Origin of the sequence: Mycobacterium rhizamassiliense, assembly GCF_900157375.1 — a bacterium.
GTDB classification, from domain to species: domain Bacteria; phylum Actinomycetota; class Actinomycetes; order Mycobacteriales; family Mycobacteriaceae; genus Mycobacterium; species Mycobacterium rhizamassiliense.
Map to the genome: position 1 here is coordinate 5,170,099 of NZ_LT721901.1, position 10,837 is coordinate 5,180,935.

Annotated in this window: 2 protein-coding genes; both read right to left on the reverse strand. The window is 69.4% G+C overall.

What is annotated here, in order from left to right:
* Positions 1-110: 110 nt before the first annotated feature.
* Positions 111-10,382, reverse strand: a complete 10,272-nt coding sequence (locus MRAB57_RS24540) for a non-ribosomal peptide synthetase (RefSeq protein WP_077089657.1) — start codon at positions 10,380-10,382, stop codon at positions 111-113.
* 44 nt (positions 10,383-10,426) lie between these two features.
* A complete protein-coding gene (locus MRAB57_RS24545; RefSeq protein WP_077089658.1) occupies positions 10,427-10,657 on the reverse strand; it encodes an MbtH family protein in 231 nt (76 codons plus the stop codon).
* Between the last annotated feature and the right edge of the window lie 180 nt (positions 10,658-10,837).

Consider the following 10,837-nt stretch of genomic DNA (forward strand, 5'->3'; position numbering starts at 1 on the left):
CCTGCCACCGCGTAGCTTCGGCTGTGCGGTGGCGGGCGCTTGCGCGGGCTGAGTCCGAACGCCGGGTAACGCGAAAGCCCGGGACCGCCGGCGTGGGCCGGCGGTTCCCGCTAGGCCGAGCTTCCGGTCATGGCTACCAGCACGCGCTGGAGCCGTTGGATGAGCTTTTCGATGCGGGTGGTGTTGAACAGCTCGGTGTCGTATTCGACCCGAAGGCTGATCTCGTGTCCCGGCACGGCCTGCACCGTCAGCGGGTAGTGGTTGTACTCCTGGCTGGTGACCTCGCTGAACGACAGTTCGTCGATGCCCAACAACGCCGCGGCGTCGATCGGGTAGTTCTCGTAGACGAACAAGGTGTCGAACAGCTGGTCGTGGCCGGTGACGCGGTGAATGTCGCTGAGCGCCAGGTGCTGGTGCTCGAGCGTGTCGTTGTAGGCACCCTGCAGCTGCTCGAGCAGATCACCAATGGTGCTGGCCGCGTTGATGCTCGCGCGCACCGGCACGGTGTTGATCAACAACCCGACCATCGAGTCCGCCCCGGCGATCTCGGTGGGCCGGCCCGACACCGCCGTGCCGAACGCCACATCACTGCGACCGGTCAACCAGACCAGCAGCTGAGCCCATGCGGCCTGCAACACCGTGTTGACCGTGGTGTGGCAGGACCGCGCCAGCTCGCCCAGCGCCGCGGTGGTCTCGGCGGGGACGGTGAACGAGGCAACGTCGCGGCGCCCCAACCGTTCCCGACCGGCCTCGGCCACCAGCGCCGGGCTGTCGAAGCCGGCGAACACGTCGCCCCAGGCGGCCTCGGCGGCAACCTTGTCCCGCTCGGACAACCAGGTGACATACCGGCGATACGAGGTCGCCGCACCCAGCTGCTGGCCGTAGTAGCCGGCGAAGATCTCCTGCAGCAGAATCGGTTTCGACCAGCCGTCCATCACGATGTGGTGGTTGGTCAGCACGAACCGGTACCGGTCCTCGCCGGTGCGCAACAGCGCCGCCCGGAAGGCCGGCTGGTTCGCCAGGTCGCAGATCGCCGCGCGCTCGGCCGCACACACCCGCTCGACTTGCGTGTCGATGTCGCCGCCGTCGAACTCGATGTAGCTCCAGGGCGCCATCGGTTCGGCCGGAACGATCTGCACGGGCTCGTCGTAGTAGTCGCTGAAGCGGGCCACCAGGTGCGGATGCCTGCGCACCACTGCCTGCACGGCGTCGTGCAAACGCTGCGCGTCCAGCGGGCCGGTCAGCGTCACGGCCAGCTGCACGGCGTACAGCTCGCCGAGGTCGTCGCCGCTGCCTTCGGTGAGGCTGGTGTGGAAGAACAAGCCCTGCTGCAGCGGGGTCAGCGGCAGCACGTCGGCCAGCTCGTGCTCGCGCTCGAGCTCGTCGATCTGCGGCTGGCTCAACCGCGCGGGGGCGAGATCCGACGGGGTCAACCCGCCGCCACCGCCGCGCACGTAGGCGCAGATCCCGGCCAGCGCCTCGGACCACAATTCGTGGAGGCGCTCGATCTGCGCTGCGTCGATGGCCGACGTCGCCCAGGTCCAGTTGGCCTGCAGCTGCGGGCCCGCCTCGGCGTCGAGGGTGACCGCGTTGAGCTCGAGGCTGTGGGCCAGCGGCAGGGGCACCACGGTGGCCGCGCCGCGGGTCAGACCCTCGGGGCCCAGCCGCCACAGCTCATCGGAGAGCCCGGTGGTGCCGCCCATGCGGCCCAGGTAGTTGAACCCGATCACCGGGTCCGACTGCCCCAGCTCGACCTCGGGGTTCAGGTAGCGCAGCAGCCCGTAGGACAGCGGGTCGGGCAGCGCCCGAAGCTGTTCCTTGGCGTCCTTCACCAGCGTACCCAACGGCGTTGCGCCGGAAGCGATCTGGGACCAGTCCAGCCCGCCAACGCTCAAGGCCACCGGGTACTTGGTGGTGAACCAGCCGACCGTGCGCGACAGGTCGACCTCGGCCGACAGCTCCTCGTGCCGGCCGTGACCCTCGACATCGATGCCGATGGCCCCGTCGACGCCGCGAAGCTGCTTCAGCGCCATCCCGAAGGCGATCAGCAGGATGTCGTTGACCCCGGCGTGGAACGCCGCGGGCACCTCACCGAGCAGCGACCGCGTCGTCTCGGCATCCAGCGACACCGACAACGTCTGCGCCGTGGCGTACGTGTCCTCGGGCCGCACCGCCGGCAGCACCGCGTTGGTGGCCTCCACCCGCCGCCATGTTTCGGCGGACTTCACGACCGCCTCGTCGCGGGCGTGCTGGTCGAGCAGGATGGACCAGCGGGCGAATGACGTTCCGCCGGTGGGCAATTCGATGGCCTGCTCGCTGTGGTGCTGGGCCCAGGCGATGTTGAGGTCTTCGAGCAGCACGCGCCAGGACACGCCATCGACGGCCAGGTGGTGAATGATCAACGCCAACTGGCTGGTCGACTCGGCCCACACCGCGCTCAGCATCAGCCCCGCCGACGGGTTCAGCTTCTCGCGGCCCGCCACCAGCGCCTCGTCGGTCAGTTCGTGCACCGACTGCACGCACATGCCGGCGTCCACCGAGCCGGGCTCCGGCACGGACAGCGACCAATCCTCGTCGACGCGCAGCCGCAGCATCGCGTGGCGATCCAGCAGCGCCTGCAGCACCGCCACCACGTCGGCCTCGCCCACCCCGGCCGGGGCGTCGACCACGACCGTTTGGTTGAACTGGTCGACGGGTCCGTTGACGCTGCGCAGCCAGTGCATGATCGGCGTGGTCACCACCGGGCCGAGGCCCTCGTCGGCCAGCAGGTCCTCGGCGCTGGCGACCGTGGCCACCGTGGCCAGCCGGGCCACCGTCTGCTCCACGAAAATGTCACGCGGACGGCACAACACGCCCGCAGCGCGGGCGCGGGCGGCCACCTGCATCGACAAAATGCTGTCGCCGCCCAGGTCGAAGAACGAATCGTCGACGCTGACCCGCTCCAGGCCCAGCACCTGCGCGTAGATCCCGGCCAGGACCTCCTCGACCTCGGTGACCGGGGCCCGGTAGCTACCGCCGGACTCTTGGTACTCGGGGGCCGGCAGCGCGCGGACGTCGAGCTTGCCGTTGACCGTCAGCGGCAGGGCCTCCACGACGACCACCGCGGCGGGCACCATGTAGGCCGGCAACCGCTCGCCCAGCTGAGCGCGCAGCTCCGCGGGGTCGGCGTCACCGGTGACGTAGCCGACGAGGCGCTTGTCGCCGGGACGGTCCTCGCGAGCGATCACCACCGCCTGCTCGACACCGTCCAGATCGGCGAGAGCCGTGCGGATTTCGCCGAGTTCGATGCGGTACCCGCGGATCTTGACCTGCTCGTCGGCGCGACCGACGTAGCGCAGCTGGCCGTCGGTGCCCCAGCGCACCAGGTCGCCGGTGCGGTACATCCGCTCGCCCTTGCCACCGAAGGGGCAAGCGACGAATCGCGTCGACGACAGGTCGGGCCGGCCGATGTAACCGGCCGCCAGACCGGCACCGGCCACGTACAGCTCGCCGACGACACCGGCGGCCACCGGGCGCAGCCACCCGTCGAGCACGAAGAAGGCGAGGTGATCCAGCGGCACCCCGATGGGGCTGACCGCCTTCTCGACGTCGGCATCGACGATTTCGCGGAACGACGCGTGCACGGTCGTCTCAGTGATGCCGTACATGTTGATCAGTCGCGGCGGCCCGGGGTGCTTGTTCATCCAGGGGGAAAGCCGTTGCGGCTCAAGGGCTTCCCCACCGAACACCACCGTCTGCAGCTTGAGCTGGTGACCCAGCTCCGGCGACAGCGCGTCGGCGGTCTGCAGCGCGTAGAACGCCGAAGGCGTCTGGCTCAGCACACCGACATGCTCGGTGGACAACAGCGCGTGCAAGTCCTCGGGCGAGCGAACCACCGCGTCGGGCACCACGACCACCCGGCCGCCACCCAGCAGCGCGCCGAAGATCTCCCACACCGAGAAGTCGAAGGCCAGCGAGTGGCACTGCGACCAGACCTGGCCCAGCTCCAACTCGGCGTCCAGCGCCTCGAGCAACCGGATCACGTTGCGGTGAGTGACCGCAACACCTTTCGGGGTGCCAGTGGTCCCCGACGTGTAGATGATGTAGGCGATGTCGTCGGCGGTCGGCGCCGTGAAGGCGACGCTGCTTTCGGCGGCATCGGCCGAATCGGCGATATCGATGACGGTCACGTCGCAGCCGTCGAAGCGGGGCCGCAGTTCCGTGGTGGTCACCGCGGCGATCGGCGCGGCGTCGCCGAGCACGAACTGCGTCCGCGAAACCGGATGCGCGGGGTCCATCGGCAGGTAGGCCGCCCCGGTCTTGAGCACCGCCATGATCGACACGATCGCCTCGGTCGACCGCGGCAACAGCAGCGCGACGCGCTCCCCGGGGCCGGCACCGGCGCCGACGAGGACGGAGGCCAACCGGCTGGAGGCCTCGTCGAGCTCGCGATAGGTCATCGAGCGACCCTGGAAGGTCAGCGCGGCCGCGTCGGGGATCCGGGCGACCTGGCCGGCGAACACCGCCGGGATCGACGTCGCCACCGAAGAAGGCTGGCCAACCACCGCGCGGTTGCCCCATCCGTCGAGCCGGGCGTGCTCGCCCTCGTCGAGCAGATCGATCGACGACAGGCGCCGCTCCGGGTCGGCGGTCATCGCCGCCAGCACCCGCCGCAGCCGTTCGATGATGGCCTCGACGCCCGGGGCATCGAACACGTCGGTGTCGAACTCGACGCGCAGACCCAGCTCTTCGCCCGGCAGCGCCGCCACAGTCAGCGGGTAGTGGTTGTATTCGCGGTTGGTGAACTCGGTGATCGACAGCCCGTCGATGTCCCCCAGGGCCGACGCGTCGACCGGGTAGTTCTCGTAGACGAACAGGGTGTCGAACAGCTGGTCCACACCGGTGATGCGGTGGATGTCCCGCAGCGCCAGGTGCTCGTGATCCAGCGTCTCGTTGTGCGCGCTCTGCAGCTGCTCGAGCAGTTCGGCGGTAGTGGTGGCCGTGGTGAGGTTGGCCCGCACCGGAACCGTGTTGATCAGCAACCCGACCATCGCCTCGGCGCCGGCCATGTCGGTCGGCCGCCCCGAAACCGCGGCACCGAAGGCCACGTCCTGGCGACCGGTCAGACCGCACAACAGCTGGGCCCAGGCGGCCTGCAGCACGGTGTTGACCGTGGTGCGGTGCGCGCGGGCCAGCTCGCCCAGCGCCGCCGTCGTCTCGGCAGACACCCGGAACGACGCGACGCTGCGCTGTCCGTGCGTCAACCGCTCCGGAGGACCGACCAGGGTGGGAGTGTCGAATCCGGCGAGCACCTGACCCCAGGCCGCTTCGGCGGCCGCGTGGTCGCGCTCGGCCAGCCAGGTCACGAACCGGCGGTACGACACGGGCGCACCCAGCGTGTGCCCGTAGTAACCGGCGAAGATCTCCTGCAGCAGCACCGGCATCGACCAACCGTCGACGACGATGTGGTGGAAGGTCAGCACCAGGCGGTGCTCGTCTTCGCCGGTGCGCAGCAACCCGGCCCGGAAGGCCGGCTGGTTGGCGATGTCGCAGATCGCGGCGCGCTCGGCCGCGCAGGCCGCGTCGACCTGCTCGGCGATGTCGCTGCCGTCGAGTTCGGCGTAGCGCCAGGCCATGACCGGCTCGGCCGGGATGACCTGCACCGGCTCGTCGAACTGGTCGTAGAACCGCGCCACCAGGTGCGGGTGCCGGCGCACCACGGTGTGCACCGCCTCACGCAGGCGCGCGGCGTCCAGGGCACCGGCGAGGCCGATCTCCAGCTGCACGGCGTACAGCTCGCCCATGTCCTCGCCGTCGCCGGCGACGCTCGAGTGGAAGAACAGGCCCTGCTGCAGCGGGGTCAGCGGCAGCACGTCGGCGATCTTGTGCTGACCCTCGAGGTCGTCGATCTGGGGCTGGCTCAGCCTTGCCGGCGCGAGGTCCGACGGGGTCAACCCGCCGCCACCGCCGCAGACATGCGTGCAGATGCCGGCCAGCGCCTCGAACCACAACCGGCTCAGCTGGCTGATCTGGCCGTCGTCCAACACCGAGGCCGCCCAGGTCCAGTTGGCCTGCAGATGCGGGCCCGCGTCGGTGTCCAGGGTGACGGCGTTCAGCTCCACGGTGTGGGCCAGCGGCATCGCCACCACGGTGGCCGCGCTGCTCGACAAGCCGTCGGGGCCGACGCGCCAGAACTGCTCGGACAGCTCCGCGGCGCCACCCATCCGGCCCAGGTAGTTGAACCCGATCACCGGGTCGGCCCCGGCCAGCTCGACGTCCGAGTTCACGTACCGCAGCAGCCCGTAGCTCAACGGGTCGGGCAGGGCACGCAGCTGCTCCTTGGCGGCCTTGACCAGCGCGCCCAGCGGCGCGTCACCGGCAACCACTGCGGCCCAGTCCAGCTCGCCGACGGTCAGCGCCACCGGGTACTTGGTGGTGAACCAGCCCACGGTGCGCGAGAGGTCGACGTCGGGGCCCAGCTCTTCGTGGCGTCCGTGGCCCTCGACGTCGATGCCGATCGGCGCGGAGGTGCCCAGGAATTGGCCCCAGGCCAGGCCGAAGGCGATCAGCAGGATGTCGTTGACGCCGGCGTGGAACGCCGCGGGCACCTCACCGAGGAGTAGCCGCGTGGTCTCCACGTCCAGAGACACCGACAAGTTCTGCGCCGAGGCGTACGTGTCCTCGGCAGCCGCGGCGGGCAACGCCGCCGGCGTCGCCGCCACCTGGCGCCACACCTCGGCGGACTCCACGACCGCCGCCTCGCGGGCGTGCTCGCTCAGCAGGGCGGACCAGCGGGCGAACGACGTGCCGCCGGTCGGCAGCACCACCGGCTGCCCGCTGTGGTGCTGGGCCCAGGCGATGTTGAGGTCTTCGAGCAGCACCCGCCAGGACACGCCGTCGACGGCCAGGTGATGAATGATCAGCGCCAGCTGACGGTTCGACTCGGCCCACACCGCGCTGAACATCACGCCCTCGGCCGGGTTCAGCGTCGCGCGCGCGGCGACCAGCGCCTCGTCCGAGAGGATGTTGACGGAGTGCACGCAGGAAGCCGCGTCCAGCGAGCCGGGCTCGGGAACGGTCAGCGACCAGCCGCCGGCCCCGTCGTCCTCGACGCGCAGCCGCAGCATCGCGTGGCGGTCGGCCAGGCCCTGCAGCACCGCAACGACGTCGGCGTGAGTCACCGCGGCAGGGGCATCGACGACAACCGTCTGGTTGAACTGCTCGATCGGGCCCTCGACGCTGCGCAGCCAGCGCATGATCGGGGTGGCCTCAACCGGGCCCAACCCCTCGTCCACGACGCCGTCGACGTCGGTGGCCACCGTGGCCACCGTGGCCAACCGGGCCACCGTCTGCTCGACGAAGATGTCGCGCGGCCGGCACAGCACACCGGCGGCCCGCGCCCGCGCGGTCACCTGCATCGACAAAATGCTGTCGCCACCCAGGTCGAAGAACGAGTCGTCGACACCGACCCGGTCGAGCCCGAGGACCTGGGCGTAGATCCCGGCCAGGATCTCCTCCACCACGCTCGAAGGCGCCCGGTAGCCGCCACCGCGGTACTCCGGTGCCGGCAGCGCGCGGCGGTCCAGCTTGCCGTTGGCCGTCAGCGGCATCGCCTCGATCGCGACGACCGCGGTCGGCACCATGTATGCCGGCAGCCGCTCGGCCATCTGGGCGCGGACCTCGGCGGCATCCGCGGTTCCGGTGATGTAGCCGACCAGCCGCTTGTCACCGGGACGGTCCTCGCGGGCGATCACCGCCGCCTGCTCGACGCCGTCCAGCCCGGCCAACGCCGAGCGCACCTCGCCGAGTTCGATGCGGTAGCCGCGGACCTTGACCTGCTCGTCAGCGCGGCCCAGGTAGCGCAGCTGGCCGTCGTCGCCCCAGCGCACCAGGTCGCCGGTGCGGTACATCCGCTCCCCGGCCTTGCCGAACGGGCACGCGACGAACCGCGATGCCGTCAGCCCGGCGCGGCGCACATAGCCGGCGCCCACGCCGCGGCCGGCGACATAGAGCTCACCGACCACACCGGCGGGGACCGGTCGCAGCCAGGTGTCGAGCACGAACAACGCCGCACCGGGAACAGGTGAGCCGATCGGCACCACACCCGACCCGGCCTCCAGCGGCGCGCTCAGCGTCGCGTACACCGTGGTCTCGGTCGGCCCGTAGCCGTTGACCATCACGCGGCCCGGGGCCCAGCGGTCCACCACCTCGGCGGGGCAGGCCTCGGCCGCGACGACCAGCGCGGTCGACTCCAGACCCTCGGTCGTCAGCGTCGCCACCGCCGTGGGGGTTTGGCTCAGGACGCTGACGTTCTCGCTGACCAGCAGGGCCTGCAGGTCGTCCGGCGAGCCGGCGACCGACTCGGGCACCACGACCAGACGGCCGCCGTGCAGCAGCGGGCCCCAGATCTCCCACACCGAGAAGTCGAAGGCCAGCGAGTGGCCCTGCGTCCACACACCGGCGGGATCAAGCCCCGGGTGGAACGACTCGAACAGCCGGGTGACGTTGTGGTGGGTGACCGCGACGCCCTTGGGAACACCGGTGGTGCCCGATGTGTAGATGATGTGGACGATGTCGTCCGGGTTCGGAATCGGCAGCGATGTGGTCGGCTGCTCGGCAACCGCCGGGTCATTGATGTCGACGACGGCCAGCTCGCAGCCCTCGAACCGCTCGGCCAATTCCGCGGTGGTCAGCGCCACCGCGGGCGTGGCGTCGGCGACCATGAACTGCAGCCGCGCGGCGGGCACGCTCGGGTCGATCGGCAGGTACGCCGCACCGGTCTTGACCACCGCGAGGATCGCCACGATCGCGTCGGCCGAGCGCGGCGACAGCAGCGCCACACATTCACCCGGACCCACACCGCGGCCAACCAGCATGTGCGCCAACCGGTTCGACGCCTCTTCCAGCTCGCGATAGGTCAGCGACCGATCACCGCAACGCAGCGCCACCGACTGGCCAACGCGCTCGACCTGCTCGGCCCACAGCGCCGGGACCGACGTCGGGGTCGACTCTTCGGTCAGCACCGCCCGCTTGCCGAGTTCGTCCAGGCCGGCCTGCTCGTCGGCATCGAGCAGGTCGATGGACGACAACCGCCGCGACGGGTCGGCGACCATGGTCGCCAACACCTGCTCCAGGCGCCGCACGAGTTCGGCGACCTCGAAGTTCGACAGCGCACCACCGGCACCGGCGGTGCTCAACGACAGCTTGTCGCCGTCGGCGGAGAAGATCAGGCCGAAGCCGCCGACCTGACCGGAGTTGGTGTACGACGCCGAGGCCGTCACCCCGCCGAACGGCAGGCTGAAGCCCGCCGGGATGAAGTTCAGGTTCATCCGCTCGGCCAGCCGGCCCGACCCGCGCGCCTTGCGCTCCAGCGCATGCACCGGGTACCGCTGGTGCGCCACCGCCTCCCGAATCCGGGTGTTCACGTGCGCACACAGCTCGGCCACGGTCTCCGCCGGCGACACGCTGATCACCAACGGGACCGCCCCGGCGACCATGCCGGGCAGGGTCTTGGCCTCGGGGCTGACCCGGCGGTTGACCGGGAAGTCGAAGACGACCTCCGAGCCCTCGCCGCTCCAACCCCGCACCAGCAGCGCGCAGGCCGCGGTGATCACCGCGGTCCGCGGCACATCCCAGCCGCGGGCCAGCTCTTCGACCCGGCCCACCAAGGCGGGGTCCAGCTGCACGGGCGCCGACGGCCACGGGTCGCGCTCACCGGCTTCCAGCCCGAAATCCCCGGTGCTTTCGGCCGGCAAATTCTGCGTCCAGTAAGCCTCGTCCTCGCGGTAGTCATCCGAGGACTCGTAGGCCAATTCGCCGTCCACGAGGTCTTGCAATGAGCCGAACAAACCGGTCGGCAGCGGGGCGCCGGAAACAATCGCCGAATACACCGACGCAATACGTTGTCCGACCAATGCGACACCGGTGCCATCAATGGCGATGTGGTGCGCACAGGCCAGCAGATAAGATTCGTCGGCCGCCGTCTTGAATAACGCAAACTTAAATAACGGACCCGTCAATGGCATAGGTGTGCGCTGAATCGATAGCGCGATATCGCGGGCGTCCGCGACCGCGTTGTCCGAACCGGTCAGGTCGTGGAAATCCAGCTTCACATCGGAATAGTCGACGGCCCGCTGGAAAACGCGGCCATCGACTTCAAAAAAGGCGGCGCGGGCGGGCTCTGCCTCTTGCACCACACGCCTGATCGCCCATTCGAGCGAACCGCGCTGGACGACGCCGTCAATACGTACGAAAAGGCCGAGTTGCCACTCCGTAGTGGACAATCCCGTCTCTTGCGCAAGCCATATATCCAGCTGACCTCGCGTTAGTGGAAACGCAAGATCATCATCTTGGTCGATGGGATTTCCCCAAACCCCAATCGAAGCTCGATCATCAAGCTTCATCTGATCCCCCAAAGCTCGACTGGCTATTTACATACCCAGATCGCTCACTTATCAAAACTCCCGCCCCCCGCCAGCCTTTCACGCAGGCTCTTCGGGCGGATATCGGTCCAGTTCTGTTCGATGTAGTCCAGGCACGCAGCGCGGTCGGCTTCCCCATAAGCCACCCGCCAGCCGGCCGGAACATCCGCGAACACCGGCCACAAACTGTGCTGCTCCTCGTCGTTGACTAAGACGAGAAAGCTGCCATTGTCGTCGTCGAACGGGTTGACGCTCACCAGCTCCCCAGACCCTCAGTTGACATGGATCCAACTGCCCAAACGATACTGGAGTCGAGCAGGCTCGGTTTGGGGTTTCGAGAAAGTTCCTGTTGTCTTCTGTCACAGCCGCAACAGGCCGATTTCCCGAGCTGGGCGAGGCATCGCCGCAGGTCAGCGCCGATATATGAAATCCCTGCC

Coding starts and splice junctions, on each gene's coding strand:
- MRAB57_RS24540 (WP_077089657.1), bottom strand. CDS start 10,382: ATGAAGCTTGATGATCGAGCTTCGATTGGGGTTTGGGGAAATCCCATC.